The sequence below is a fragment of the Paraburkholderia monticola genome, from assembly GCF_001580545.1.
Taxonomy (GTDB): Bacteria; Pseudomonadota; Gammaproteobacteria; order Burkholderiales; family Burkholderiaceae; genus Paraburkholderia; species Paraburkholderia monticola.
The window spans coordinates 114,141-140,210 of record NZ_LRBG01000010.1 but is presented as its reverse complement, the minus strand read 5'-3'; the positions used below and the strand labels follow the sequence as shown (position 1 = coordinate 140,210).

General features: G+C 65.1%; 24 protein-coding genes. 16 read left to right on the top strand and 8 right to left on the bottom strand.

Annotated features, from left to right (window positions below; genetic code table 11):
- The first annotated feature begins 6 nt into the window (after positions 1-6).
- The 5 genes from CI15_RS13590 (at position 7) to CI15_RS13570 (ending at position 4,079) form a co-directional block, all read left to right on the top strand.
- On the top strand, positions 7-624 hold the full coding sequence (locus CI15_RS13590) for an aminodeoxychorismate/anthranilate synthase component II (protein ID WP_062128547.1): 618 nt from the start codon (positions 7-9) through the stop codon (positions 622-624).
- Between the two features lie 19 nt (positions 625-643).
- Complete coding sequence (trpD, locus tag CI15_RS13585) at positions 644-1,675, top strand: anthranilate phosphoribosyltransferase (RefSeq protein ID WP_062128590.1); 1,032 nt, start codon at positions 644-646, stop codon at positions 1,673-1,675.
- 18 nt (positions 1,676-1,693) lie between these two features.
- Positions 1,694-2,479 carry an indole-3-glycerol phosphate synthase TrpC gene (gene trpC / locus CI15_RS13580; protein ID WP_062128545.1) on the top strand — a complete coding sequence of 262 codons (786 nt, stop codon included), beginning with the start codon at positions 1,694-1,696 and terminating at the stop codon, positions 2,477-2,479.
- Positions 2,480-2,540: 61 nt separating this feature from the next.
- Positions 2,541-3,167 (top strand): CYTH domain-containing protein, encoded by a 627-nt coding sequence (locus CI15_RS13575; RefSeq protein WP_062128543.1) that lies wholly within the window; start codon positions 2,541-2,543, stop codon positions 3,165-3,167.
- Between the two features lie 90 nt (positions 3,168-3,257).
- Positions 3,258-4,079: a uracil-DNA glycosylase gene (locus CI15_RS13570; RefSeq protein ID WP_062128541.1), complete on the top strand. Its 822-nt coding sequence runs from the start codon at positions 3,258-3,260 to the stop codon at positions 4,077-4,079.
- A gap of 127 nt (positions 4,080-4,206) precedes the next feature.
- Here CI15_RS13570 and CI15_RS13565 read toward each other — a convergent pair whose 3' ends face one another.
- From CI15_RS13565 to CI15_RS13545, 5 genes are all read right to left on the bottom strand, one after another.
- Complete coding sequence (locus tag CI15_RS13565) at positions 4,207-4,803, bottom strand: FMN-dependent NADH-azoreductase (protein ID WP_062128539.1); 597 nt, start codon at positions 4,801-4,803, stop codon at positions 4,207-4,209.
- Between the two features lie 200 nt (positions 4,804-5,003).
- Positions 5,004-6,794, bottom strand: coding sequence for a M61 family metallopeptidase (locus CI15_RS13560; protein WP_062128538.1), 1,791 nt, complete (start codon positions 6,792-6,794; stop codon positions 5,004-5,006).
- A 143-nt stretch (positions 6,795-6,937) separates the two neighbouring features.
- Positions 6,938-7,663 carry a DsbC family protein gene (locus tag CI15_RS13555; RefSeq protein WP_062128535.1) on the bottom strand — a complete coding sequence of 242 codons (726 nt, stop codon included), beginning with the start codon at positions 7,661-7,663 and terminating at the stop codon, positions 6,938-6,940.
- A 206-nt stretch (positions 7,664-7,869) separates the two neighbouring features.
- On the bottom strand, positions 7,870-9,042 hold the full coding sequence (locus CI15_RS13550; RefSeq protein ID WP_062128533.1) for a UbiH/UbiF family hydroxylase: 1,173 nt from the start codon (positions 9,040-9,042) through the stop codon (positions 7,870-7,872).
- An 85-nt stretch (positions 9,043-9,127) separates the two neighbouring features.
- A complete protein-coding gene (locus tag CI15_RS13545) occupies positions 9,128-9,487 on the bottom strand; it encodes a hypothetical protein (protein ID WP_062128531.1) in 360 nt (119 codons plus the stop codon).
- A 276-nt stretch (positions 9,488-9,763) separates the two neighbouring features.
- Between CI15_RS13545 and ychF the strand changes: the two genes are divergently transcribed.
- From ychF to CI15_RS13510, 7 genes are all read left to right on the top strand, one after another.
- Complete coding sequence (gene ychF, locus CI15_RS13540) at positions 9,764-10,858, top strand: redox-regulated ATPase YchF (RefSeq protein ID WP_062128530.1); 1,095 nt, start codon at positions 9,764-9,766, stop codon at positions 10,856-10,858.
- 308 nt (positions 10,859-11,166) lie between these two features.
- Complete coding sequence (ugpB, locus tag CI15_RS13535) at positions 11,167-12,492, top strand: sn-glycerol-3-phosphate ABC transporter substrate-binding protein UgpB (RefSeq protein ID WP_062128528.1); 1,326 nt, start codon at positions 11,167-11,169, stop codon at positions 12,490-12,492.
- Positions 12,493-12,566: 74 nt separating this feature from the next.
- Positions 12,567-13,451, top strand: a complete 885-nt coding sequence (ugpA, locus tag CI15_RS13530) for a sn-glycerol-3-phosphate ABC transporter permease UgpA (RefSeq protein WP_062128526.1) — start codon at positions 12,567-12,569, stop codon at positions 13,449-13,451.
- Positions 13,448-14,293 carry a sn-glycerol-3-phosphate ABC transporter permease UgpE gene (gene ugpE / locus CI15_RS13525; protein WP_062128524.1) on the top strand — a complete coding sequence of 282 codons (846 nt, stop codon included), beginning with the start codon at positions 13,448-13,450 and terminating at the stop codon, positions 14,291-14,293. The genes ugpA and ugpE overlap by 4 nt, the downstream gene beginning before the upstream one ends.
- Positions 14,294-14,343: 50 nt before the next feature.
- A complete protein-coding gene (locus CI15_RS13520; RefSeq protein WP_062128522.1) occupies positions 14,344-15,432 on the top strand; it encodes a sn-glycerol-3-phosphate import ATP-binding protein UgpC in 1,089 nt (362 codons plus the stop codon).
- Between the two features lie 234 nt (positions 15,433-15,666).
- Positions 15,667-17,331, top strand: a complete 1,665-nt coding sequence (gene ettA / locus CI15_RS13515) for an energy-dependent translational throttle protein EttA (RefSeq protein WP_062128520.1) — start codon at positions 15,667-15,669, stop codon at positions 17,329-17,331.
- Between the two features lie 126 nt (positions 17,332-17,457).
- Complete coding sequence (locus CI15_RS13510) at positions 17,458-18,582, top strand: DUF748 domain-containing protein (RefSeq protein WP_062128518.1); 1,125 nt, start codon at positions 17,458-17,460, stop codon at positions 18,580-18,582.
- Between the two features lie 8 nt (positions 18,583-18,590).
- Here the strand turns inward: CI15_RS13510 and CI15_RS13505 are convergent, their stop codons facing one another.
- From CI15_RS13505 to CI15_RS13495, 3 genes are read right to left on the bottom strand one after another with little or no spacing between them, the layout of a single operon-like run.
- A complete protein-coding gene (locus CI15_RS13505) occupies positions 18,591-19,214 on the bottom strand; it encodes an HAD family hydrolase (protein ID WP_062128516.1) in 624 nt (207 codons plus the stop codon).
- A gap of 31 nt (positions 19,215-19,245) precedes the next feature.
- The gene (locus CI15_RS13500) at positions 19,246-21,060 is read right to left on the bottom strand and encodes an aminopeptidase P family protein (protein ID WP_062128514.1); all 1,815 of its coding nucleotides are present in this window, start codon (positions 21,058-21,060) and stop codon (positions 19,246-19,248) included.
- Between the two features lie 18 nt (positions 21,061-21,078).
- Positions 21,079-21,345, bottom strand: coding sequence for a hypothetical protein (locus tag CI15_RS13495; protein WP_062128512.1), 267 nt, complete (start codon positions 21,343-21,345; stop codon positions 21,079-21,081).
- Between the two features lie 227 nt (positions 21,346-21,572).
- Between CI15_RS13495 and CI15_RS13490 the strand changes: the two genes are divergently transcribed.
- The 4 genes from CI15_RS13490 to prmC all read left to right on the top strand — a co-directional run bounded on the left by CI15_RS13490 (position 21,573) and on the right by prmC (position 25,751).
- On the top strand, positions 21,573-22,283 hold the full coding sequence (locus tag CI15_RS13490; RefSeq protein ID WP_062128510.1) for a response regulator transcription factor: 711 nt from the start codon (positions 21,573-21,575) through the stop codon (positions 22,281-22,283).
- Positions 22,284-22,363: 80 nt separating this feature from the next.
- Positions 22,364-23,650: a glutamyl-tRNA reductase gene (hemA, locus tag CI15_RS13485; RefSeq protein ID WP_062128508.1), complete on the top strand. Its 1,287-nt coding sequence runs from the start codon at positions 22,364-22,366 to the stop codon at positions 23,648-23,650.
- A gap of 120 nt (positions 23,651-23,770) precedes the next feature.
- Positions 23,771-24,853, top strand: coding sequence for a peptide chain release factor 1 (gene prfA, locus CI15_RS13480; RefSeq protein ID WP_062128506.1), 1,083 nt, complete (start codon positions 23,771-23,773; stop codon positions 24,851-24,853).
- A 10-nt stretch (positions 24,854-24,863) separates the two neighbouring features.
- Positions 24,864-25,751, top strand: coding sequence for a peptide chain release factor N(5)-glutamine methyltransferase (gene prmC, locus CI15_RS13475; RefSeq protein WP_062128504.1), 888 nt, complete (start codon positions 24,864-24,866; stop codon positions 25,749-25,751).
- The last annotated feature ends 319 nt before the right edge of the window (positions 25,752-26,070 follow it).

Genomic DNA, 26,070 nt, shown 5'->3' with positions numbered 1-26,070 from the left:
CACACCATGCTGCTCATGATCGACAACTACGACTCGTTCACCTACAACCTGGTGCAGTACTTCGGCGAACTCGGCGAAGACGTGCGCACCTACCGCAACGACGAAATCACGCTCGACGAAATCGCGAAGCTGAACCCCGAGCGCATCTGCCTGTCGCCGGGCCCGAGCAACCCGCAACACGCCGGCATCACGCTCGACGTGCTGCGCGAATTCGCCGGCAAGACGCCGATTCTCGGCGTGTGCCTCGGCCATCAGGCGATCGGCGAGGCGTTCGGCGGCCGCGTCGTGCGCGCGCAGACCATCATGCACGGCAAGGTCAGCACGATCGAAACCGACTGCAAAGGCGTATTCGCGGACCTGCCGAAGCACTTCACGGTGACGCGCTACCACTCGCTCGCGATCGAACGCGAATCGCTGCCCGACTGCCTCGAAGTATCGGCATGGACCGAGGACGGCGAAATCATGGGCGTGCGCCACAAGGAACTCGCCGTGGAAGGCGTGCAGTTCCACCCGGAATCGATCCTGTCCGAACACGGCCACGCGCTGCTCGAAAACTTCGTCAAGCAGTCGAAGCTCGCCGTCGCCGGCAAGAACCCGAATAACACGGCGTCCGGCAATGCCTGACAACAAGGGAGACGAGACCATGTCCATTACGCCCCAGGAAGCGTTGCAGCGGACCATCGAGCACCGCGAGATTTTCCACGACGAAATGCTGCATCTGATGCGCCTCATCATGCGCGGCGAACTCTCGCCCGTGATGTCGGCGGCAATCATCACCGGCCTGCGCGTCAAAAAAGAGACCATCGGCGAAATCACCGCGGCCGCCACGGTGATGCGTGAATTTGCCCGGCACGTCGAGGTGCAGGACAACTCGAACTTCGTCGATATCGTCGGCACCGGCGGCGACGGTGCCCACACGTTCAATATTTCCACCGCGACGATGTTCGTGTCGGCCGCGGCCGGCGCGAAGGTCGCAAAGCACGGCAATCGCGGCGTATCGAGCAAGTCGGGCAGCGCCGACGTGCTCGAAGCGCTCGGCGTCAACATCGATCTGCAACCGGAGCAGGTCGCGGCATCGATCGCGGAGACGGGCATGGGCTTCATGTTCGCGCCGAACCATCATCCGGCCATGAAAAACGTCGCGGCGGTCCGCCGCGAGCTCGGCATACGCACGATCTTCAACATCCTCGGCCCGCTCACCAATCCGGCCGGCGCGCCGAATCAGCTGATGGGCGTGTTCCACCCCGACCTCGTTGGCATTCAGGTGCGCGTGATGCAGCGTCTCGGCGCGAAGCACGTGCTCGTCGTCTACGGTATGGACGGCATGGACGAGGTGTCGCTTGGCGGCGCCACGCTGGTCGGCGAGTTGCGCAATGGCGAGATCCGCGAGTACGAGATCCACCCGGAAGACTTCGGCATGCAGATGGTGTCGAACCGCACGCTGAAGGTCGCCGATGCGGGCGAGTCCAAGGTCATGCTGCTCGACGCGCTCGACAACAAGCCCGGCGTCGCGCGCGAAATCGTCACGCTGAACGCCGGCACGGCGCTCTATTCGGCGAACGTCGCGGCTACGATCGCGGACGGCATCGAACTCGCGCGCGAAGCGATCGCGAGCGGCAAGGCGCGCGCGAAGGTCGACGAACTGGTGCGCTTCACCCAGCAATTCAAGCAGTAATCACGTAGCGAGACATTTATGAGCGACATCCTCGACCGCATCATCGCGGTCAAACGCGAAGAAGTCCGGGCGGCCGAACAAAGCGTGCCGCTCGAAGAACTGCGGCTCGAAGCGTCCTCGCGCGACCTGCGCGACTTCGTCGGCGCACTGCGCGCCAAGCATGCGGCGGGTCTCGCCGCGGTGATCTCCGAAGTGAAGAAGGCGAGCCCGTCGAAGGGCGTGCTGCGCGAACAGTTCGTGCCGGCCGACATCGCGCGCTCGTACGAGAAGCACGGCGCGGCGTGTCTGTCCGTGCTGACCGACGTGCAGTTTTTCCAGGGTAGCGTCGCGTACCTGCAGCAAGCGCGCGCCGCCTGCCAGTTGCCGGTGCTGCGCAAGGACTTCATCGTCGATCCGTATCAGATCGTCGAAGCACGCGCGATGGGCGCCGACGCGATCCTGCTGATCGCCGCGGCGCTCGAAACCTCGGAGATGCAGGACCTCGAAGCGCTCGCGCAGTCGCTCGGTCTCGCGGTGCTCGTCGAAGTGCACGACGGCAAAGAACTGCAGGAAGCGCTGACGCTGAAAACGCCGCTGATCGGCATCAATAACCGCAATCTGCGCACGTTCGAAACCTCGCTCGAGACGACGCTCGGCATGCTCGACGCGATTCCCGACGATCGGATCGTCGTGACCGAATCGGGCATCCTGTCGCGCGACGACGTCGATCGCATGCGCGCGCGCAACGTGCATACGTTCCTCGTCGGCGAGGCGTTCATGCGCGCGGACGAGCCGGGTGTGGAACTTGCGCGAATGTTTTTCTGAGCGCCGCATCGACGTATCAACGAATCGGCCCAGACAGACACCCGCAACAAGGACACGCATCATGAGCATGGAACGCGAAATCAAGCTGGCGCTGCCCGCTTCGCAGGTGCAGGCCGCGACGCGATGGTTCGCCGCGCGCGCCGGCATTGAAGGACATCCGATCAAGCTCGTGAACATTTACTTCGATACGCCACAGCTGACGCTGGCGTCGTCGAAGAGCGCGCTGCGTCTGCGGCAGACACCGGACGGCTGGCTGCAGACCTTCAAGACGGTCGGTACCGCGAAGAATGGTTTGCATAGCCGGCACGAATGGGAAATGCCGGTCGCGGGCCCGAAGCTCGAAATCGACGCGTTGCTGAGCGCTTGCGATGAACCCGCCGCCGCGGACGCTTTGAAGCAGGCGGCACCGTCCCTGGTCGAGCTGTTCCGCACGAATTTCACCCGCACGCTATGGCAGCTCGACACCGACGGCGCGCAGGTCGAGGCCGCGATCGATCAGGGCGACGTGCTTGCCGAAGTCGACAGCGAAGCGCGCCGCGCGCCGATCTCGGAGATCGAGCTCGAACTGAAATCGGGCGACGAAGCGGCGCTTCATACGCTGGCCGCCGAACTCGGCAAACGGATTGCCGGCCTCGCGCCGGATGACATCAGCAAGGCGCAGCGCGGGTATCGATTGCGCGCGGGTTGAGTGCGGGTTGGGCGCAGGTCGGTCGCGGCAGCGCCTCATCCGCTCGCCACAGCTTGAGCTAGCCGACGTTTGCTGCGACACTTCCCCGCCATGACCTCCGCTTCCCGTACCCGCTCCAGTTCGCCGCAGGCATCGCTGTTCGACGATGCCGCGCCAGTCGCCACTCAAGCCCCGACCGATACGGCCGCCGCGCTGCCCACGCTCGAAGCCCAGTTCGCCGCGCTGCCCGCGGCATGGCGTGCGCACCTCAAATCATTCATCGACAGCGACACCTACGCGCCGCTGTGCCGTTTCGTCGACGGCGAGCGTGCCGCCGGCAAGACCATCTATCCGGCCGACGTGTTTCGCGCACTGCGCCTGACGAGCCCCGACGAAGTGAAAGTCGTGATCCTCGGTCAGGACCCGTATCACGGTGAAGACCGCGGCACGCCACAAGCGCACGGTCTCGCGTTTTCAGTCGCGCCGCACGTGCGGCCGCCGCCGTCGCTGCGCAACATCTTCAAGGAAATCGCCGCGAGTCTCGGTCACGAAACGCCGCAGCACGGCTGTCTCGACAGCTGGGCCAAACAGGGCGTGTTGCTGCTGAACACCGTGCTGACCGTCGAGCGCGACAGCGCCGCGAGCCACGCGAAACGGGGCTGGGAAAAATGCACGGACACGCTGATCCACGAACTCGCGACGCGGCATCAGAACCTCGTCTTCATGCTGTGGGGCGCGCATGCGCAAGCGAAGCGCTCGCTGCTCGGCGGCAAGTCGCACTACGTGCTGGAGGCGCCGCATCCATCGCCGCTGTCCGCGCATCGCGGCTTTCTCGGCTGCGGGCATTTCGCCAAGGCGAACGAGTATCTGGAGCAGCACGGCCGCGAACCGATCGACTGGCGTCTGCCCGACGAGGCGCAAATGCTTGCGTAAGGACGCAGTCGTCGGAAGATTGAGATACGAAGCGAAAACGCCACGGAGGGCGAACCCGTCCGTGGCGTTTTTTCATTTCGCCGCTCGCGCCGCATCGAAGCGGCGCAAGGCAGCACGACCGACCCGCTTAAACCGCGGCGATCGCTTCGCGCGCCGAGCTCAGCGCGGCGTTGGCGGCGTCCGGGCCCATGTTCAGGCCTTCGGCGTAGATGAAGTTCACGTCGGTCATGCCGAGGAAGCCGAGGAAGCTCTTCAGGTACGGCGTCTGGCTGTCGTTCGGCGTACCGAGATACTTGCCGCCGCGCGCAGACACGACATGAACCTTCTTGCCCTTCACGAGACCTTCCGGGCCGTTCGCGGTGTATTGGAACGTGATGCCCGCACGCGCGATGAAGTCGAAGTACGTCTTCAGTTGCGACGAAATGCCGAAGTTGTACATCGGCGCGCCGATCACGATGACGTCGGCGGCTTGCAGCTCGGCGATCAGCGCTTCGCTGCGCGCGGCGATCGCGGCTTGTTCCGGGGTGCGCTGCTCGGCCGGCGTGAAGAACGCGCCGAGCACGTCATCGTCGAGGTGCGGCAGCGGCTCGGCTTGCAGGTTGCGGACGACGACTTGCGCGCCCGGATTCGACTGTTGCAGCTTTGCGGTCAGCTCGTTGACGAGAAGCGTCGAGTTCGCGCCTTGCGAACGGGCTGCCGAGTTGATTTGCAGGATCGTGGTCATGGTTGACTCCAGTAGGGGCGCGCAGTGTTGCGCGAGTGGAGCCATTGTGTTTATTTACCGGCCGGCGAAAAAGCCGTCCGGCGGCGACGGATTGTTGCATGGATAGAACAATCCACCACCCTCGCCCGCCGATTGACGACGGAGCGGGCGACGATCGGTGGGCCGCCCGGTGCGGCCCACCACCCCCACCACCGCGCCGATCAGCTCGCCAGCCAACGCTCGCGGGCCTTGCGCGCGGCGGGACGGTTATCGCTGACCGCGAGCTTGTAGCGCGCCACTTCGGGGCCGTCGAGCTTCACCTGCGTGACCCGCAGTTCGTCGCGGCGGAACGCATGCACCTCGACGTTGGCGCCCGGCTGATAGCGCGACAGCAGAGCATCGATATTCCCGCCCGTCACGCGCAGCCCATCGAGCGCGATCAGCACGTCGCCGGCGGAGAGGCCCGCCTTCTGCGCGGCGCTGCCCTCGTGCACGGTGGCAAGCGCGCAATCCGCGCCGCCGCGCAGTCGCACGCCGAGCGAGGGCTTGCCGTTCTTGTCGAGATCCGCCGCGAGCGCCACGCCGAACGGTGCGAGCAGCGTGTCGAGCGGCAGATCGCGCGTGCCGCGCACGCCTTCGGCGAACAACTCGGCCAGTTGCGCGCCGGTCGCTTCCGCGAAAATCGTCTCGATCTCGCTTTCGTCGACGCCGACCGGCTTGCCGCGATAAAAGTCACGGCCGAAGCGCTTCCATAGCAGACGCATTACGTCGTCGAGCGATTTGCGGTTGCCGGTCTGCGCGCGGATCGTCAGATCGAACGCGAGCGCAAGCAGCGAGCCCTTCGTGTAATAGCTGACGATCGCGTTCGGCGCGTTTTCGTCCTGCCGGTAGTACTTGACCCAGGCATCGAACGAACTCTCGGCGACGCTTTGCTTCAAACGCCCGCTGCCGCGTTGCACGCCGCCGATCACCTTGCCGAGCAGGCCGAAATAGTCATCCGGCGAGATCACGCCGCTGCGCACGAGGATCAGGTCGTCGTAATACGACGTAAAGCCTTCGAACAGCCACAGCAGCGACGTGTAGTTTTCGACGCTGAGATCGTACGGCGCGAAGGCGGCCGGCTTGATGCGCTTCACGTTCCACGTGTGGAAATACTCGTGGCTGCACAGCCCGAGATAGGTCCGGTAGCCCTCGCTCATCGTGTCGCGGCCCTGCACCGGCAGATCGGTGCGATTGCAGATCAGCGCGGTCGACGCGCGATGCTCGAGGCCGCCGTAGCCGTCGGTGACGGCCTGCGTCATGAACACGTAGCGCTCGACCGGCGCCTGGTTCGACTTCGGTTCGAACAGTGCGATCTGCGCCTCGCAGATCCGCTTCAGGTCCTTACACAGCCGCTCCATGTCGAGCCCGATCACCCGACCGCCGATCACGACGTCGTGCGGCACGCCATGCGCCTTGAACGTCGCGAGCGCGAATTCACCCAGCGTGACGGGATGATCGATCAACTCGTCGTAGTTCTGCGCGCGGTACTCGCCGAAGCCGTAGCGCTTCGTGCCGCGCGCTTCCGGCAGCGCGGTCGCGACGCGCCAGTTGCGATACGCGGTGCCCTGGGGCTTGCGGATATCGACCACGCACTGCGCGTCTTCATGGCCGAGCGGCGACAGAAACACGCTGGTGCCGTTGAAAAAGCCGATCGTGTCGTCCAGATGCGCGGCACGCACCGACATGTCCCATGCATACACCTCGTAGCGCAGCGTCAGCGCGCCCTTGACGGTCGCAGCCTGCCACGTGTGCTTGTCGATCTTCTCGACGCGCACCTTGCGGCCCGCGTCGTTCACCGCGCGCAGCGTGACGATGTTGCGTGCGAACTCGCGCACCATGTAGCTGCCCGGAATCCACACCGGCAGCATGAAACGCTGGCCGGCCGGATCGGGATCGACGACGGTCATGGTGACTTCGAACAGGTGGGCGGCGGGATTACCCGGAACGATGGTGTAGCGAATCGGCTTCATCGGCGGCGTTGGGGAGTGTCAGGGGAGTGAGCGGAGAAGTTCGGGCTCGATGCGAAAGGAGGCGCTGTGTGCGCCTCCTTTCGTTTGCGGGTTGCTTCTGTTGCGCGCCCGAAGCGTGCGTGGTGCTGCGTGCAGCGCGCGGTTCAGTGCACCGCCGACAGCTCCTTGTCGAGCCGGTCGGCCGGCACCGCACCGGGCAGGCGACGGCCGTCGGCGAGGAACATCGTCGGCGTGCCTTCGACGTTCATCGAACGGCCGAGCGCGAGGTTCTTGTCGATCGCGGCAGTGTCGCAGGTGGCGGCGGCGGTCGGCGCCTGACGGTCCTGCATCCACGATTCCCACGCCTTCGCGCGATCGGCCGAGCACCAGATCGACTTCGACTTGGCGGTCGAATCCGGCGACAGCACCGGGTACAGGAACGTGTAGACCGTCACGTTGTCGACCGACAGCAAGGTCTTTTCGAGCTGCTTGCAGTACGGGCAGTTCGGGTCGGAGAACACGGCGATCTTGCGCGCGCCGGTGCCGCGCACGACCTTCACCGCATTGCCGAACGGCAGGCTCGCGAAGTCGATGCGGTTGGTTTCCGACAGGCGCGCCTCGGTCAGATTCTTGCGCGTCTTCGCGTCGACCATGTCGCCGAGCATCAGGTAGTCGCCGTTCGCATCGCTATAGATGATCTGCGTGCCGAGGTTCACTTCGTACAGGCCCGCGATCGGCGTCTTCGACACACTCTTGATCGTCACGTCGGAAAGACGCGTTTGCAGCGCGGCTTTGAGCTTGTCGGTGGTCTGGTCGGCCTGTGCCGAGCAGCCGAGCGTAGCGGCAGCGATCGCGAGCACGGCGGCGGCGATGCGGAAAGTCTTTTTCATGCTGGAGTCCTGGGTTCAGTCGCACACCGTGCGCGTTTCTTCACGTTCCGGCCGCGCGTTTGGGTCGCCTATCGGGTCGATCCGGGTCGATCAGGTTTGATCGGGGTCAGATAGGGGAGCGATCGCAGCGCGTCGATCCGCTCATGATACCTGTCCCGGACGCCCGTGAACGGCCATCGGCTATCCACGCGACGCCTCCTTGCCGTTTAGCCCAGCGCGGCCGACACGAGCCAGCGCTTGATGAACGGCTGCGCACCGACGAACGCCATGCCGGTATTGCGCACGGCACGGGCGAGCGGACCGGGCACCGAGAACAGTTTCTGCAGGCCGTCGGTCGCGATCATCAGCGCGCGGATGTCTTCGCGGCGCGCGCGCTCGTAGCGGCGCAGCAACACCATGTCGCCGAGGTCGCGAAACGACTCCTTGCCACCGATCGTGCTCGCGAGCGCGGCGACGTCGCGCAAACCGAGGTTCATGCCCTGCCCCGCAAGCGGGTGAATCAGATGCGCGGCATCGCCGACTAGCGCGACGCGTGGCGCGACGAGCCGGTCGACGGTCTGCAGCGCGAGCGGGAAGCCTTGCGCTGGCGTCACGCAGTCGAGCGCGCCGAACTGGCCGCCGCTCACGTGTTCGACTTCGGCGGCGAGCCGCTCGGGATCGAGCGCGAGCAGTTGCTCCGCGTGCTCGGTGCGCGCCGACCAGACCAGCGACACGTGGCCATCCGGCATCGGCAGCAACGCGATGATCTCGCCGTCACGGAACCACTGATACGCGGTTTCGCCGTGCGGTTTCGCGGTCTTGAAATTGGCGACCACGCCGGTCTGTTTATAGTCGCGCCGCACCGTCTTCGAGCCGATCTGCGCGCGCACCCACGAGTGCGCGCCGTCCGCGCCGACCACCAGGTCCGCTGCGAGCACGCTGCCGTTCGCGAGGCCGACGCTCGCGCTGTCGGCGGAGAAATCGAGCGCCTGGGCGCGCGTGTCGATCCACGTTAGATTCGGCTGGAAGCGCAGCGCGGCATCGAGCGCGCGCTCGATCACCGACGACTCGACGATCCACGCAAGCTGCGGCACCGATGCCTGAAACGCGGAGAAATGCAGCTCGGCGTGCGCGTCGCCGTACACGCGCATGTCGTAGACGGGACCGAGCCGCGTGTGATCGAGCGCCTGCCACACCCGCAGTCGCTCGAGCAGGGCCTGCGAACTCGACGACAACGCATAGACGCGCGAGTCGAAGACCGCACCGGCCGGCAGCGCCGCGCAAGGCTGCGCGAGCAGTGCGACGCGCAGTCCGCCTTGCGTGAGCGCGAGCGCCGCGGTCTTGCCGACGAGCCCGCCGCCGATCACGGCGGCATCAAAGGTCTGGTGGTGTGCGTTCATGCGCGCATTATAGCCGCGGGGGGTGCGGGGGACGGATCGACCGGCGCGGCATGTGGGCCCGTCAGATCAGGCCCGGCGGCCCGCGTTAATGCCCCGGAGCGCTCGCCGCGAGCGCCGCGTTGGCCTCGCGCATGCGCATGAAATCGCGATCGGACGACAGGTTGCGCCACGCGGCCGCCTCGAGCTGCGCCTTGCGATCGCGTTGGTCGCCGCGCACCGCGCAGTCGGGGAACACGCGGTCATACACGCTCCACAACGAATCGTTGTCGTTCTTGTCTGCGAACCGCGCGATGTCGGCCCGATCCTGGTGCGTGAGGTGACTCGTCAGGCAATCGATCGTCTGACGGTCCGTGGTGGCTTGCGCTTCGTCGAAATTCGGCGTGACCCATGTCGCGACCACGCCCACCACGATCGCGGCGACGACGCCGATTCCGACCCATCTCATGATTCGCACGTTTTTGCCCCGGAAATGAGCTCTCTCGGCTCTGAACTGACGATTCTACAGTGGCTTCACGCAAATGCGCCGGCCGGTCCGCCCGGGCGAACGGGTTACAATTGCGTTTTCCGTGAAAACTCGCACTCAATCGTCGAGCCAACGCCCCGATTCGGTGACTTGTCCGCTCCGCCGCGCCTGCCACGCAACGCCCTACGCGAAGGCTTTCCGAATCCGCGCGCAGCGTCGAGCGCATCACGCAACCTACTGATTCACTGAAGGATTTCCATGAGCCTCCAATGCGGCATCGTCGGCCTGCCTAACGTCGGCAAGTCCACCCTGTTCAACGCCCTGACGAAGGCGGGCATTTCCGCCGAAAACTATCCGTTCTGCACGATCGAGCCGAACGTCGGCATCGTCGAAGTGCCGGACGCCCGTCTGAAGGCGCTCGCCGAAATCGTCAAGCCGGAGCGCATCCTGCCGGCGGTGGTCGAGTTCGTCGATATCGCGGGTCTGGTGGCTGGTGCAAGCAAGGGCGAAGGCCTCGGCAACCAGTTCCTCGCGAACATCCGCGAAACCGATGCGATCACGCACGTGGTGCGCTGCTTCGAGGACGACAACGTGATTCACGTCGCGAACAAGGTCGATCCGCTGTCGGACATCGAGGTGATCAACACCGAACTCGCGCTCGCCGACCTCGGCACCGTCGAGAAGGCACTCGCGCGCTATTCCAAGGCAGCCAAGTCGGGCAACGACAAGGAAGCCGCGAAGAATGTGGCGGTGCTGGAGAAGGTCCGCGCGCAGCTCGACCAGGCGAAACCGGTCCGCGCGCTCGACTTGACCGATGAAGAAAAGGCCACGCTCAAGCCGTTCTGCCTGATCACCGCGAAGCCGACCATGTACGTCGCCAACGTGAAGGAAGACGGCTTCGAGAACAACCCGCACCTCGACGCGGTCACGAAGTTCGCGGCCGCGGAAGGCGCGCCGGTCGTGGCCGTGTGCGCGGCGGTCGAAGCGGAAATCGCCGACCTCGACGAAGCCGACATGGAAGTGTTCCTCGCCGACATGGGCATGCACGAGCCGGGCCTGAACCGCGTGATCCGCGCGGGCTTCAAGCTGCTCGGCCTGCATACCTACTTCACGGCCGGCGTGAAGGAAGTGCGCGCGTGGACGATCCACATCGGCGATACGGCGCCGAAGGCAGCGGGCGCGATCCACACCGACTTCGAACGTGGCTTCATCCGCGCGCAGACGATCAGCTTCAACGACTACATCACCTACAAGGGCGAGCAAGGCGCGAAGGAAGCCGGCAAGATGCGCGCCGAAGGCAAGGAATACGTCGTGCATGATGGCGACGTCATGAACTTCCTGTTCAACGTGTAAAGCGCAAAGCAGCGCAAACTGCGCTGCACGAGTAAGGCCCGCGAACGCTCAGGCGTCGCGGGCTTTTTTATTTGCGCGCGACGATTAACCCACCGCACCGGGACAACGAGCCTCGCTACGCATCGCTGACGATCTTCCCGAATCCCGTCCCATTTATTTCCTTTCCATGACAGCCGATGCTAAATTGCGACTTCCGGCGCCCCGCCACCCATCGTGCGCGCCGCCCGGCCAACGACGCCGGAATGTCATCGAACACAAATAGAATCGCGCGATTCGCGTCCGCGCCCTTCCGAACCGGAGACAAATCGATGAATTACAAGCCGCTGTTCCGTTCACTTTCCGTCGCCGCCGTGTTGAGTATCGGCGTCAGCCAGGCGGCTCACGCCGCGACCGAAATCCAGTTCTGGCATGCAATGGAAGCCGCGCTGGGTGAACGTCTGAACGACATCGCCAACGACTTCAACAAATCGCAAAGCGACTACAAGATCGTGCCGGTGTTCAAGGGCACCTACGACCAGACTCTCGCCGCCGGCATCGCGGCCTATCGCAGCGGCAACGCGCCGGCCATCCTGCAGGTCTACGAAGTCGGCACCGCGACGATGATGCAGGCGAAAAAAGCCATCGTCCCGGTCACCCAGGTATTCAAGGACGCGGGCGTGCCGCTCGACCAGAAAGCGTTCGTGCCGACCATCGCGAGCTACTACAGCGATTCGAAAACCGGCGAGCTGATCTCGATGCCGTTCAACAGCTCGACGCCGGTGCTGTACTACAACAAGGACGCGTTCAAGAAAGCCGGCCTCGACCCGAACCAGCCGCCGAAGACCTGGGCCGAACTGCACGCCGACGCGCAGAAGCTGAAGGCCTCGGGCATGTCGTGCGGCTACTCGTCGGGCTGGCAAAGCTGGATTCAGCTCGAGAACTACAGCGCGTGGCATGCGGCGCCGTTCGCATCGCGTAACAACGGCTTCGACGGCATGGACGCGCAGCTCGAATTCAACAAGCCGCTGCAGGTCGCACACATCCAGTTCCTGCAGAACATGCAGAAGGACGGCACGTTCACCTATGTCGGCCGCAAGGACGAGCCCGTGTCGAAGTTCTATAGCGGCGACTGCGGCATCATCACGAACTCGTCGGGCTCGCTCGCAACGATCAAGAAATACGCGAAGTTCAATTTCGGCACCGGCATGATGCCGTACGACGAGAGCGTGAAGGGCGCGCCGCAGAACGCGATCATCGGCGGGGCGAGCCTGTGGGTGCTGTCGGGTAAAGACCCGGCGGTCTATAAGGGCGTCGCGAAGTTCCTCGCGTATCTGGCCACGGCGCCGGTCGCCGCGAAGTGGCATCAGGACACCGGCTATCTGCCGATCACGACCGCCGCGTACGACCTGACGCGCCAGCAGGGCTTCTACGAGAAGAACCCGGGCAGCGACACCGCGATCCGTCAGATGCTGAACAAGCCGCCGCTGCCGTTCACGAAGGGCCTGCGTCTGGGCAACATGCCGCAGATCCGCACCGTGATCGATGAAGAACTCGAGCAGGTCTGGGCGGACAAGAAGACGCCGCAGCAGGCGCTCGACTCGTCCGTCGCGCGCGGCGACGACCTGCTGCGCCGCTTCGAAAAGGCCGGTAACTAAGCATCGCCTGGTGGCGGGGTTCCGGCGCTGTTGCGCTGGAACCCGATGTCGTTGCCACACACCTGAGAATCTCGATGGAAAAGCGCTCTTACTTCGGCACCAGCGGGCTGCCCTACCTGCTCGTCGCGCCGCAGTTGCTCATCACGCTGGTGTTCTTTCTGTGGCCGGCTGGCGTTGCGCTGTGGCAATCGACGCAAAGTCAGGACGCGTTCGGCACGTCGAGCCAGTTCGTCGGACTCACGAACTTCAAACAGCTGTTCGCCGACCCGCTCTATCTGGCGTCGTTCAACACGACGATCGTGTTCTGCACGCTCGTCACCGTGTCGGGCCTCGTGATCTCGCTGTTGCTCGCGGTCTGCGCGGATCGCGTGACGCGCGGCGCGAAAGCCTATCAAACCTTGCTGATCTGGCCGTACGCGGTCGCGCCCGCGATCGCCGCCGTGCTGTGGTCGTTCCTGTTCAATCCGAGCATCGGCCTCGTCACGTATGCGCTCGCGAAGTACGGCATCGTGTGGAATCACGCGCTGAATCCCGGTCAGGCCATGTTCCTCGTCGTGCTCGCGTCGGTCTGGCAGCAGGTCAGCTATAACTTCCTGTTCTTCTACGCGGGCCTGCAGGCGATTCCGCGCTCGCTGATCGAAGCGGCCGCGATCGACGGCGCCGGTCCGGTGCGGCGCTTCTTCGGCATCGCGCTGCCGCTGCTGTCGCCAACCACGTTCTTCCTGCTGGTGATCAACATCACCTACGCGTTCTTCGACACCTTCCCGGTGATCGACGCGGCAACCGGCGGCGGCCCCGGCCAGGCCACCCGGACGCTGATCTACAAGATCTTCGCCGAAGGCTTCCAGGGGCTCGACATCGGCAGCTCGGGCGCGCAGTCGGTCGTGCTGATGATCATCGTCGTGGCGCTGACCGTCGTGCAATTCCGCTTCATCGAACGCAGGGTTCAATACTCATGATCGAGAACCGACGCGGTTTCGACCTCTTCTGTCACGCGGTGCTGATCCTCGGCGTCGCGCTGGTGGTGTTTCCGGTGTACGTCGCATTCTGCGCGGCGACGATGAGCGAGCACGAAGTGTTCACGGTGCCGCTGTCGCTCGTGCCGAGCACGCATCTGTTCGAGAACATCGCCACGATCTGGTCGCACGGCACCGGTAACGCGGCGGCGCCGTTCAACCGCATGCTGCTCAACAGTCTCGTGATGGCGCTCGTGATCGCGATCGGCAAGATCGCCGTGTCGATGATCTCCGCGTACGCGATCGTCTACTTCCGCTTTCCCTTTCGCACGGCCGCGTTCTGGCTGATTTTCGTCACGCTGATGCTGCCGGTCGAAGTGCGGATTTTCCCGACCGTGGAAGTGGTGTCGTCGATGCATCTGAGCAATACGTACACCGGTTTGACGCTGCCGCTGATCGCGTCGGCGACCGCGACGTTCCTGTTCCGCCAGTTCTTCAAGACGCTGCCGGACGAACTGATGGAAGCCGCGCGCATCGACGGCGCGGGCGCGCTGCGCTTCTTCTGGGACGTCGTGCTGCCGCTGTCGCGCACCACCATGGCGGCACTCTTCGTGATCACGTTCATCTACGGCTGGAACCAGTATCTGTGGCCGATCCTGATTACGAGCCAGCAATCGCTGACCACCGCGGTGATCGGCATCAGGGGCATGATCGCCTCGGGCGACACCGCGACCGAATGGCATCTCGTGATGACGGCCACGTTGCTCGCGATGCTGCCGCCGCTCGTGGTCGTGCTGACGATGCAGCGCTGGTTCGTGCGCGGCCTCGTGGATTCGGAGAAGTGATCGGATATGACGAACTGCGACAAGCACTCAAAAGCAAAGGCTAAAACAGCATGGCTGCACTGACTCTGCAAAGCGTCAAGAAAACCTACGACGGCAAACAGTTCGTATTGCACGGCATCGACGTCGACGTCGCCGACGGCGAATTCGTCGTGATGGTCGGTCCGTCCGGCTGCGGCAAATCGACGTTGCTGCGGATGGTCGCCGGGCTCGAGCGCATCTCCGACGGCAGCATTTCGATCGCCGGGAAGGTCGTCAATGATCTGGAGCCGAAGGATCGCAACATCGCGATGGTGTTCCAGAACTACGCGCTGTATCCGCACATGAGCGTGGCCGAAAACATGGGCTACGCGTTGAAGATCGCGGGCGTCGAGCGCGCGCAGATCGCGAAGCGGGTGGAAGCCGCCGCGCAGATTCTCGAACTCGGCGCGCTGCTGCAGCGCAAGCCGCGCGAATTGTCGGGCGGGCAGCGGCAGCGCGTCGCGATGGGACGCGCGATCGTGCGCGAACCGGCCGTGTTTCTGTTCGACGAGCCGCTGTCGAATCTCGACGCGCGTCTGCGTGTGCAGATGCGCCTCGAAATCCAGCGTCTGCATGCGCGTCTGAAGACCACGAGCCTGTACGTCACGCACGATCAGATCGAAGCGATGACGCTGGCCCAACGCGTGATCGTCATGAACAAGGGCCACGCCGAGCAGATCGGCGCGCCGACCGAGGTCTATGAGCGGCCGGCCACGGTATTCGTCGCAAGCTTCATCGGCTCACCGGGGATGAACCTGCTCGAAGGCCGTGTCTCGGACGACGGCTCCACGTTCGACGTCGCCGGCAACGGCCCGAAGCTGCCGCTCGCGGGCGTACCGTCGATCGGCCGCGAAGTCGCGACCGGCCGCGAATGGACGCTCGGCATCCGCCCCGAGCATCTGAGCCCGGGCACGGCCAACGCAGCGTCCGCGACGCTGACCGTCGATTCCTGCGAAATCCTCGGCGCGGACAATCTCGCGCATGGCCGTTGGGGCAAGCACGACGTGACCGCACGGCTGCCGCACGCGCACCGCCCGGCGGCGGGCGAGGTGCTGCAGGTCGCGCTGCCCGCGCAGCATCTGCATTTCTTCGATCCGGCGACGGGACATCGCGCGAACTGAGACGCCCCCCGAAGCGCCGTGACGGCGGCCTGCCGTCGGCCCTCCCCTGCCGCCCGGCCCCCGCCGCGAAGTACAATGCGACCTGAACCACGCGCCGCGCGCGGCAGCGTCGTCTGAATCCGACGCCGCGCCGGCCGGCGCCGGGCGTTCCGCCCGGCTCTCACACCGATTACCCATTCACCCTCGACTGCCCGCCCGCACGCGGCCGGCGTCGTCAACGTCTACTGCAAGCAAATGGCCCAATACGTTTTCACCATGAACCGGGTCGGCAAGATCGTGCCGCCCAAGCGCCAGATCCTGAAAGACATCTCGCTATCGTTCTTCCCCGGCGCGAAGATCGGCCTGCTCGGCCTGAACGGCTCGGGCAAGTCGACGCTGATCCGCATCATGGCTGGTGTGGACACGGAAATCGAAGGCGAAGCGACGCCGATGCCGAACCTGAACATCGGCTATCTGCCGCAGGAGCCGCAGCTCGATCCGCAAAAGACCGTGCGTGAAGCGGTCGAGGAAGGCCTCGGCGACGTCTTCAACGCGCAGAAGAAGCTCGACGAAATCTATGCGGCTTACGCCGAGCCGGACGCCGACTTCGACGCGCTCGCCGCCGAGCAGGCGAAGTACGAAGCGATCCTCGCGACGACCGACGGCAGCGCCGAGCAGCAGATCGAAATCGCCGCCGACGCGCTGCGTCTGCCGGCATGGGACGCCAAGATCGAGCATCTGTCGGGCGGCGAAAAGCGTCGCGTGGCGCTGTGCAAGCTGTTGCTGCAGAAGCCCGACATGCTGCTGCTCGACGAGCCGACCAACCACCTCGACGCGGAATCGGTCGAATGGCTCGAGCAGTTCCTCACGCGCTTCCCGGGCACCGTGGTCGCCGTCACGCACGATCGCTACTTCCTCGACAACGCCGCCGAGTGGATTCTCGAACTCGACCGCGGCCACGGCATTCCCTGGAAGGGCAACTACAGCAGCTGGCTCGATCAGAAGGAAGACCGGCTGAAGCAGGAAGAGGCGTCGGAATCGGCGCGCCAGAAGGCGATCAAGAAGGAGCTCGAGTGGGTGCGCCAGAATCCGAAGGGCCGCCAGGCGAAGTCGAAGGCGCGTATCGCCCGCTTCGAGGAGCTGAACAGCCAGGACTACCAGAAGCGCAACGAAACGCAGGAAATCTTCATTCCGGTCGGCGACCGACTCGGCAATGAAGTGATCGAGTTCAAGAACGTCAGCAAGTCGTACGGCGATCGCCTGCTGCTCGATAACGTCAGCTTCAAGATTCCGGCGGGCGCGATCGTCGGCATCATCGGTCCGAACGGCGCGGGCAAGTCGACGCTGTTCCGCATGCTGACCGACCGCGAGCAACCCGATTCGGGCGAAATCGTGAAGGGCCCGACCGTCAAGCTCGCTTACGTCGACCAGAGCCGCGACGCGCTCGCAGGCACCAAGACCGTGTTCGAGGAAATCTCGGGTGGCGCGGACGTGCTGACGGTCGGCAAGTACGAAACGCCGTCGCGCGCGTATATCGGCCGCTTCAACTTCAAGGGCGGCGACCAGCAGAAGATCGTCGGCAATCTGTCCGGTGGCGAGCGCGGTCGTCTGCATCTGGCGAAGACGCTGATCGCGGGCGGTAACGTGCTGCTGCTCGACGAACCGTCGAACGACCTCGACGTCGAAACGCTGCGCGCGCTCGAAGACGCGTTGCTCGAATTCGCGGGCTCGGTGCTCGTGATCTCGCACGATCGCTGGTTCCTCGACCGTATTGCGACGCATATCCTTGCGTTTGAAGGCGACTCGCAGGTCACGTTCTTCGACGGCAACTACCAGGAATACGAAGCGGACAAGCGCGCGCGTCTGGGCGAGGAAGGCGCGCGGCCGAAGCGTCTGCGCTACAAGCCGATCTCGCGTTAAGAAGCAGGAAACAACGGCCCGTCTGGTGCAATGCCGGACGGGTCACGGGGCATGCGGGTTGCTTGCCTTCGCGTGGTGGGCCCGCGCGTGAAAAATCCGCGCACGCGACAGACGAAGGAGACAAGCATGGCGATGTCGAAGGGCAGACGCTGGATCGTCGTCGTGGGCGGCACGCTATTAGCGTTGATTCTGATCGCGATCGGCGCGATGCAATTCGCGCAACAAGAAGTCAAGAATCGCGTGAGCGCGGCGCTCGGGCCGCTCGGCAGCGCCGAGAGCATCGATGTCGGCCTCACCTCGGTCCACCTCACCCACGTCGTGCTGAAAGCGCCACCCGGCTGGCCGGCGGGCGAACCGCTGCGCGCCGACGAAATCACCATCACCCCCGACGTGCGCGATCTGGTCGCGCGGCGCATGCATATCCGCGAGGTCGTCGTGCGCGGTTTCGACATGGCCGTGCTGCGCACCAGGGACGGCTCGCTGAATCTGCTGCCGAACCTGCGCGAAACGCTGAACCGCGACGATCAGCCGGGCGGCACCGGCAAGGCGCCGCCGATCCCGCGCGAAAAGCAGGTCGACCGGATCCGCTTCGAGCAGGGCAACTTCCACTTCTACGACATGACCGTCGGGCCGCCACCGTTCAAGGTGACGGTCAGCAACGCGAACGCGACGGTCGACAATCTGCATCTGCCGACCCTCGCCGAGCCGACCAACGTCAGCGTCCGCGGCTCGCTGAAGGGTCCGGCGCATACGGGCACGGTTACATTCGACGGCTGGATCAAAATCGCCAGCCGCGATTCACAGACGACGAGCACGTTGCGCGGCGTCGATATCGCGATGCTCGATCCGTATCTGCTGAAGAAGGCCGGCACGCGAGCGCAGGTGACGGGCGGCACCGTCGATCTGACGATCGAATCGACGGTGCGCAACTATCACGTGCACGCGCCCGGCACCGTGACGATCCACAATCTGCAGCTCGCTGAAACCGACAATCCGCTCGAGACGTTCATGTCGATCCCGACCCGCGCGGCCGTCGCCGCGCTGCGCACCCATAACGGCGACATCTCGTTGCATTTCGTGCTCGACGGCGATTTGCGGGATCCGAAGTTCTCGGTGCGCGACGGAATCCTCGCGCGCGTCGGCGAGGGGTTTGCAAAGGCGTTGGGGGTGAGCGTCGAAGGTGTCGCGAAGGGCGCGGGCGAGACCGTTAAAGGTCTCGGCAATGCGTTGAAGAATCTGCTGGGGCAGTAGCGCTCAGCTCAAACCGGCAAGCCTAGCTCGCGCAGCTGCGCTTGCGTTTGCGCGGCGCTCGTATGATGCACGCCGTGCCAGCCGAGCGCCGTCGCGGCTTCGGCGTTCTTCGGGTTGTCGTCGATGAAGACGAGCTCGGCCGGCTCGACGCCGGGCATCTGCGACTCGATGCGCTGGTGCATTTCCGCGAAGATCGCCGGGTCGGGCTTGACGAGCTTCACGCGCCCCGACACGACGATGTCGCGGAACCGCCGCAGCACCGGATAGTGCTCCCACGCATACGGGAACGTCTCGGCCGACCAGTTGGTGAGCCCGAAGAGCGGCACGTCGGCCGCTTCGAGCTTTTCCATCAGCGCGACGCCGTCATCGAGCACACCCGCCACCATCTCGTGCCAACGCTCGTAGAACGCGCGGATCAGCGGCTCGTGGTCGGGAAAACGTGCGATCAGCTCGTCGGTGGCCTCGACGATCGGCTGACCGCCGTCCTGGCGGATCACCCAGTCCATCGAGCACACGTGCGTGAGGAACCAGCGGCGCTCGGTTTCGTCGGGAATCAGCTCGCGATACAGGTACTCGGGACTCCAGTCGATCAGCACGCCGCCGAAATCGAACACCACTGCCTTGATTGCCATGCACGCTCCGCCTGGAAGGTTTTCGTTGCGTTCAGATCGGTTGCGTGCGCAGTTCGAGCCACGCCTTCGCGTCGCCCGACACGTGCGGCGCGAGGCGCGTGCGCACCGTCTCGTGATACGCGTTGAGCCAGGCGCGCTCGTCCTCGCGCAGCAGCGACAGCTCGATGCAGCGCGTGTCGATCGGGCACAGCGTCAGCGTTTCGAACTTCAGGAAATCGCCGAATTCAGTCTTTTCCGCGGCGACATTGAGCACGAGGTTTTCGATGCGCACACCCCACTTGCCCGGCCGATATAGACCCGGCTCGTTCGACGTGATCATGCCCTCCTCCATCGCGGTCCACGGTTCGGCCGGCGCGTAGTGCGAGATCACCTGCGGGCCTTCGTGCACGTTCAGGAAGTAGCCGACCCCGTGGCCGGTGCCGTGACCGTAGTCCGCGCCCGCTTGCCAGATCGGCGCGCGCGCGATCGCGTCGAGCATCGGTGAGCGGATACCACGCGGGAATTGCGCGCGCGACAGCGCGATCATGCCCTTCAGCACGACGGTGAAGTCACGCCGCTGTTCATTGCTCGGCGTGCCGATCGGGACGACGCGCGTGATATCGGTCGTGCCGCTCAGATACTGGCCGCCCGAGTCGATCAGCAGCAGGCCGTTGCCTTCGATCACCGCATGCGACTCCTCGGTCGCGCGATAGTGCGGCATCGCGCCGTTCGCGTTGAAGCCCGCGATCGTCGCGAAGCTCAGCGACACGAAGCCGGGACGGCGCGCGCGGGCGGCCGTCAGATGTTCGTCGATCGTCAGCTCGGTGATGCGCTCGCGGCCCAGCGCGCTTTCGAACCACGCGAAGAATTCGGCGAGCGCGGCGCCGTCCTGCTCCATCGTTGCGCGCACGTGCGCGGCGTCGGCGGCGGTCTTGCACGACTTCAGGAAAGTGGACGGATTGACCGCCTCGACCACCTTGACCGACGACGGCACCGCCTGCAGCGAGCCGTAGGTGATCCGGCGCGGATCGATCAGCAGCGTGCTGCCGGCCGGCAGCGCGGCGAGCGCGCCGGCGGCTTGCGCGTATGGCTCGACGCTGATGCCGTCGCGCGCGAGCACTTCGGCGAGCGCCGGCGACACCTTGCCGTCGGCGATAAAGAGCGACGCCCGATCCGCGCCGATCAGCGCATGGGCGACGAACACCGGGTTGTAGCTGACGTCGGCGCCGCGCAGGTTCAGCAGCCACGCGAGGTCGTCGAGCGTCGAGATGAAGTGCCACTGCGCGCCTTTGTCGGCCATCGCGCGACGCACCTGCGCGAGCTTGGCCGCCCGCGCGACGCCCGCTTGCGGCGCGGCGTGCTCGAAGACGGCGTCGGTAGGTAGCGTCGGACGCTGCGCCCAGATCGCGTCGAACAGGTCGACATCAGTGCGCAATTGCACGCCACGCGCGTTCAGCGTCGCGCTCAGGGCACGCGCCGCCGCGACGCCGAGCACCGCGCCGTCCACGGCGACGGTCCCACCGCTCGGGACGTTCTGCGCGAGCCATTCGAAATGCGGCGTGGTCAATTGGCCACCGGTCATCTTCATCAGCTGGACACCGGTCCCGGCGAGCTGCGCGCTCGCCTGTTCCCAGTAGCGGCTGTCGGTCCAGACGCCGGCGAAATCGGCGGTCACGACCAATGTGCCGGCCGAGCCGGTGAAGCCGGACAGCCACTGACGGCCCTGCCAGCGACCCGGCAGATACTCGGACAGGTGCGGATCGGCGGACGGCACGAGGTAAGCGGCGATGCCTTCATGCGCCATCGCGGCGCGCAGGCTCGCGAGGCGCTCGGGAATGGAGGAGGTTTCGGGAAGTCGGGCGTTCATGGAGTTACCTGCAAGGATTCATCGACGGATTGATCGGCGCGAAAAAAGGCCGACCGTCACGGCGACGGCGATCAGCGCAAAGGCGGTGCATACCAGCCATTCGAGCATGTCGCCGTCATGGAAGAGACCTGTCACATTGCCGGCCATGCGCGCGACGCTCGCGCCAAGCACGCCGGCCAACAACGCGACCCACCAGCGGGCGCGGCTCGTCGCGCGCAGCGGATGCAACCCCCAACCCGCGAGGCCGATCACGACGCCGAGCACGAGAATGCCTGGCCAACCCATCAGGCGTGGGCTCCAGACTGGGCGCTCAAACACGGCAAAATCAATTTCAGATTCGTCTCATAGGCGGAATAAGCAGCCAAGGCTAGCATTTTTGCCTCCTTAACTATAGAAGTTCAGCACGGCGCTTTCCGCATAGCGGTTGAGTTTAGGGGTCGGGGTGTGCTTAGGCAAGTTGTCGGTCTGACGAAAAGCCTGTACTCCGCCCGTTGCCAGGCTGACGCCGAGCCATGCGCATCGCCCTTATCGAACCGGACGTGCAACACGCCAAACTGGTCGACCGGCTCATTTTCGCCGGCGGTCACGTGTGCCAGCACTTCACCACCAGCACCACCTTCCTGCAGTGCGCCACCGACGAATTTTTCGACCTGCTCATCACCGAGAGCTGGGCCGGTGACCATTGCGCCGAAGACGTGATCCCGCGCGCGCGCTCCATTTTGCCGGGGCTGCCCGTCATGATGCTGATCGTGGCTCCGCGCGAGAGCCAGATCGTCGCCGCGCTGCACGCCGGCGCCGACGACTGCCTGAGCAAGCCTGTGCGTGGCCCCGAAATGCTCGCGCGCGTCGAGGCGCTGCAGCGTCGCGCGGGCGTGCGTCGCCCTCCCAACCGGCGGCGCGACGTGATCGGCGGCTATACATTCGACGCGGCGAGTTTCGCGGTGAGCTTTCGCGAGCTGACCGTCATCCTGACGCCGAAGGAATTCCGCCTCGCGCTGCTGCTGTTCAACAATCAGGCGCGGCCAGTGTCGCGCGCGCATATCCTCGAAACCGTGTGGTCGCGCCGTCGCGACGTAAAGTCACGCACCATCGACACCCACGTCTCGCGCGTGCGCAGCAAGCTGCAACTGCGCCCGGAGCTTGGCTACGCGCTGACGCCGGTCTATGGTTACGGTTATCAACTCGACCCGATTCCGCCGGAGAACCTGACAGGCGCGAGCTGACGCATGCGGGGTATACGGCCGCCAGGATGTGAGAATCGTGGAAACGCTATAATATAGGCCTGAACGATAGCTCCCCTCAAATGCAGCTCCTTACGATCGGAATCAACCACCACACTGCGCCTGTCGCCTTGCGCGAACGCGTGGCGTTTCCGCTCGAACAGATCAAGCCCGCATTGGACACGTTCAAAGGCATCTGGCTGGGCCGCATGGCCCCCAACGCGCCCGAAGCGGCCATTCTGTCCACCTGCAACCGTACCGAGCTCTACTGCGCGACCGACGACCTCGCCGCGCGCGAAGCCGCGATCCAGTGGCTGTCCAGGTACCACCACCTGCCCATCGACGAACTCGCGCCGCACGTCTACGCGTTGCCGCAGTCCGAAGCGGTGCGGCATGCGTTCCGCGTCGCATCGGGGCTTGATTCGATGGTGCTCGGTGAAACGCAGATCGTCGGACAAATGAAAGATGCGGTGCGCACCGCGTCCGAAGCCGGTGCACTCGGCACTTATCTGAACCAGCTGTTTCAACGCACGTTCGCCGTCGCGAAGGAAGTCCGCAGCACGACCGAAATCGGCGCGCAGTCGGTGTCGATGGCCGCCGCCGCGGTACGCCTCGCGCAACGCATTTTCGACAAGATCTCGAACCAGCGCGTGCTATTCATCGGTGCTGGTGAAATGATCGAACTGTGCGCGACGCACTTCGCCGCCCAGCATCCGCGTGAGCTCGTCGTCGCGAACCGTACCGCCGAGCGCGGCATGCGGCTCGCCGAGCGCTTCAACGGCCGCGCCATTCCGCTCTCCGAGCTGCCCGCGCGGATGCATGAATTCGACATCATCGTGTCGTGCACCGCGTCCACGTTGCCGATCATCGGGCTTGGCGCGGTCGAACGCGCGGTGAAGGCACGCCGCCACCGCCCTATTTTCATGGTCGACCTCGCGGTGCCGCGCGACATCGAGCCCGAAGCCGGCCAGCTCGAAGACGTGTTCCTTTATACCGTCGACGACCTCGGCGCGATCGTCCGCGAAGGCAATGCGTCGCGCCAGGCCGCGGTCGCGCAGGCCGAAGCGATCATCGAAACGCGCGTGCAGACCTTCATGCAATGGCTCGACCAGCGCAGCATCGTGCCGGTAATCCGCCATATGCATACGCAGGCTGACGCACTGCGCCGCGTGGAAGTCGAGCGCGCGCAAAAAATGCTCGCGCGCGGCGACGACCCGGCCGCGGTGCTCGAAGCGCTGTCGCAATCGCTCACCAACAAGCTGATCCACGGTCCCACGCACGCGCTGAATCGCGCCGACAGCGACAACCGCGACAAGCTGATCGCGTTGATGAGCGGCTTCTACAAACACTCCGGCTCCTCCGAGCGTTAGCGGCGCAGTTCTCGCCGCACCCCGCGCGCCACCGTCGTGGCTCGCTAAGTGCTTCAGTCCCGGGCATTCACCCGTTCCCCTGGCCGCATCCTTTCCGGAGTCCGCTCCGCTACCCGCCCGATGAAAACGAGCATGCAACGCAAGCTCGACCAGCTGACCACCCGGCTGGCCGAACTGAACGACCTGTTGAGCCGCGAGGACATCACCGCCAACCTCGACCAATATCGCAAGCTCACGCGCGAGCACGCGGAGCTGGGGCCGGTCGTCGAGCAATACGGGCTGTGGCGTCAGGCGCAGAACGACGCGACCACCGCGCAGGAGCTGCTCGCCGACGCGTCGATGCGTGATTTCGCCGAAGAGGAGATCCGTGCGGCGCGCGATCGCATGGACACGCTCGGCGTCGAGTTGCAGAAAATGCTGCTGCCGAAGGACCCGAACGACGACCGCAACATCTTCCTCGAAATCCGCGCGGGCACCGGCGGCGACGAATCCGCGCTGTTCGCGGGGGATCTGCTGCGCATGTATCTGCGCTATGCCGAGCGCAATCGCTGGCAGGTCGAGATGATGTCGGCGAGCGAATCGGATCTCGGCGGCTATCGCGAAGTGATCGTCCGAATCGCCGGCGACGCCGCGTATTCCAAGCTCAAGTTCGAGTCGGGCGGACACCGTGTGCAGCGCGTGCCGGCTACCGAAACGCAGGGCCGCATTCACACCTCGGCGTGCACGGTCGCGGTGATGCCTGAAGCGGACGAGATCGGCGAAGTCGAGATCAATCCGGCCGATCTGCGGATCGACACGTTTCGCGCGTCCGGCGCGGGCGGCCAGCACATCAACAAGACCGATTCGGCGGTGCGCGTCACGCACTTGCCGACCGGCATCGTCGTCGAATGTCAGGACGACCGTTCGCAGCACAAGAACAAGGATCGCGCGCTGAAGGTGCTCGCCGCCCGCATCAAGGACAAGCAGGCGCACGAGCAGCAGGCGAAGGAAGCGGCGACGCGCAAGAACCTGATCGGCTCGGGCGACCGCTCGGAACGGATTCGCACCTACAACTTCCCGCAGGGACGCCTCACCGATCACCGCATCAACCTGACGCTGTACCGCCTCGACGCGATCATGGACGGCGATCTCGACGAACTGATCGCGGCGCTCGTCAGCGAACATCAGGCCGAACTGCTGGCCTCGCTCGGCGACGCGGACTAACGCCCCGCCAATGACCGACGCCGCCCCAGCCCCGCTCGACTCCTCCGCTTCGCCCGCCACGGCCGCTGCGCTGTTGCGCACGTCGCCGTTGCCGGCGCTCGAAGCGCGGATTCTGCTCACGCACGTGCTCGGCTGGCGACGCACGCAACTGATCACGCGCGGCGAGGAGCCGCTCGAGCGCGAAGGGGTCGAGCGTTATCGCGCGCTCGAAGCGCGGCGCCTCGCCGGCGAGCCGGTTGCGCAGCTCGTCGGTGCGCGCGAGTTTTTCGGGCTGGAGTTCGAGGTTACGCCGCACGTGCTGATTCCGCGCCCCGAAACCGAACTGCTGGTCGAGACCGCGCTCGCGGCGATCGAACCTCGGCCGCGTCCGCTGGTGCTCGATCTCGGCACCGGAACCGGCGCCATCGCGGTGGCGATCGCGTCGATGCGGCCCGACGCGCAGGTCTGGGCGCTCGACCGTTCGGCCGATGCGCTCGCGGTCGCCACGCACAACGGCGCGCGCCTGCTCGACGCGAAGCGCCCGGGCGGCGCCATCGCGTTCCTGTCCAGCGATTGGTACGGCTCGCTCGATGCCGCGTTGCGTTTCGACGCGATCGTCAGCAATCCGCCGTATATCGCGAGCGGCGACCCGCATCTGTGCGAAGGCGATTTACGCTTCGAGCCGCGCGGCGCGCTCACCGACGAAGCCGACGGCCTCAGCGCGATCCGCGCGATCGTCGCCGGCGCGCCCGAGCGTCTCACCGCCGATGGCGTGCTGTGGATCGAGCACGGCTACGACCAGGCCGAAGCCGTGCGCGCATTGCTCAGCGCGCGGGGTTTTGCCGAGGTCCGCTCGGAGCGCGATCTGGCCGGCATCGAGCGGATCAGCGGAGGCGTGCTGCGCGCCGCCTCGGCATAAACGGCCTCGCCGCAGCTAAAACCCTTGGCGCGACGCGGCTGCGGCCGCCCTTAGCGAAATCCGCTATCATTTCAGCCTATTGTGCGACACGCACCGTTCGCTCACGTTACGAGCATCGACAATCAAACCCACTTTTCTCTGGGGGTTTGGGGGACTTTTGTCCTTAATTTTTCTGCGTGAGTGCATCGGCCTTTACGCCGCATGCTATGTATTAATCCGATTATCCTCGGATTCCGCCTCGTCAGCGGCACCAAACCGCTGACAAAGCGGAGTGGCGTCTACTAATTGCCCCTTCTTTTGGAAGGGGTACTCACTTCGA

Excerpts from the sequence above, each read along its gene's own strand:
- CI15_RS13570 (WP_062128541.1), top strand. The coding sequence starts at position 3,258 with ATGACCTCCGCTTCCCGTACCCGCTCCAGTTCGCCGCAGGCATCGCTG.
- CI15_RS13550 (WP_062128533.1), bottom strand. The coding sequence starts at position 9,042 with ATGAACGCACACCACCAGACCTTTGATGCCGCCGTGATCGGCGGCGGG.
- CI15_RS13560 (WP_062128538.1), bottom strand. The coding sequence starts at position 6,794 with ATGAAGCCGATTCGCTACACCATCGTTCCGGGTAATCCCGCCGCCCAC.
- ugpB (WP_062128528.1), top strand. The coding sequence starts at position 11,167 with ATGAATTACAAGCCGCTGTTCCGTTCACTTTCCGTCGCCGCCGTGTTG.
- CI15_RS13575 (WP_062128543.1), top strand. The coding sequence starts at position 2,541 with ATGAGCATGGAACGCGAAATCAAGCTGGCGCTGCCCGCTTCGCAGGTG.
- prfA (WP_062128506.1), top strand. The coding sequence starts at position 23,771 with ATGAAAACGAGCATGCAACGCAAGCTCGACCAGCTGACCACCCGGCTG.
- CI15_RS13545 (WP_062128531.1), bottom strand. The coding sequence starts at position 9,487 with ATGAGATGGGTCGGAATCGGCGTCGTCGCCGCGATCGTGGTGGGCGTG.
- CI15_RS13510 (WP_062128518.1), top strand. The coding sequence starts at position 17,458 with ATGGCGATGTCGAAGGGCAGACGCTGGATCGTCGTCGTGGGCGGCACG.
- CI15_RS13490 (WP_062128510.1), top strand. The coding sequence starts at position 21,573 with ATGCGCATCGCCCTTATCGAACCGGACGTGCAACACGCCAAACTGGTC.
- trpD (WP_062128590.1), top strand. The coding sequence starts at position 644 with ATGTCCATTACGCCCCAGGAAGCGTTGCAGCGGACCATCGAGCACCGC.
- CI15_RS13555 (WP_062128535.1), bottom strand. The coding sequence starts at position 7,663 with ATGAAAAAGACTTTCCGCATCGCCGCCGCCGTGCTCGCGATCGCTGCC.
- CI15_RS13520 (WP_062128522.1), top strand. The coding sequence starts at position 14,344 with ATGGCTGCACTGACTCTGCAAAGCGTCAAGAAAACCTACGACGGCAAA.
- CI15_RS13590 (WP_062128547.1), top strand. The coding sequence starts at position 7 with ATGCTGCTCATGATCGACAACTACGACTCGTTCACCTACAACCTGGTG.
- ychF (WP_062128530.1), top strand. The coding sequence starts at position 9,764 with ATGAGCCTCCAATGCGGCATCGTCGGCCTGCCTAACGTCGGCAAGTCC.
- CI15_RS13565 (WP_062128539.1), bottom strand. The coding sequence starts at position 4,803 with ATGACCACGATCCTGCAAATCAACTCGGCAGCCCGTTCGCAAGGCGCG.
- hemA (WP_062128508.1), top strand. The coding sequence starts at position 22,364 with ATGCAGCTCCTTACGATCGGAATCAACCACCACACTGCGCCTGTCGCC.
- CI15_RS13495 (WP_062128512.1), bottom strand. The coding sequence starts at position 21,345 with ATGGGTTGGCCAGGCATTCTCGTGCTCGGCGTCGTGATCGGCCTCGCG.
- CI15_RS13500 (WP_062128514.1), bottom strand. The coding sequence starts at position 21,060 with ATGAACGCCCGACTTCCCGAAACCTCCTCCATTCCCGAGCGCCTCGCG.
- prmC (WP_062128504.1), top strand. The coding sequence starts at position 24,864 with ATGACCGACGCCGCCCCAGCCCCGCTCGACTCCTCCGCTTCGCCCGCC.
- CI15_RS13505 (WP_062128516.1), bottom strand. The coding sequence starts at position 19,214 with ATGGCAATCAAGGCAGTGGTGTTCGATTTCGGCGGCGTGCTGATCGAC.
- ettA (WP_062128520.1), top strand. The coding sequence starts at position 15,667 with ATGGCCCAATACGTTTTCACCATGAACCGGGTCGGCAAGATCGTGCCG.
- trpC (WP_062128545.1), top strand. The coding sequence starts at position 1,694 with ATGAGCGACATCCTCGACCGCATCATCGCGGTCAAACGCGAAGAAGTC.
- ugpA (WP_062128526.1), top strand. The coding sequence starts at position 12,567 with ATGGAAAAGCGCTCTTACTTCGGCACCAGCGGGCTGCCCTACCTGCTC.
- ugpE (WP_062128524.1), top strand. The coding sequence starts at position 13,448 with ATGATCGAGAACCGACGCGGTTTCGACCTCTTCTGTCACGCGGTGCTG.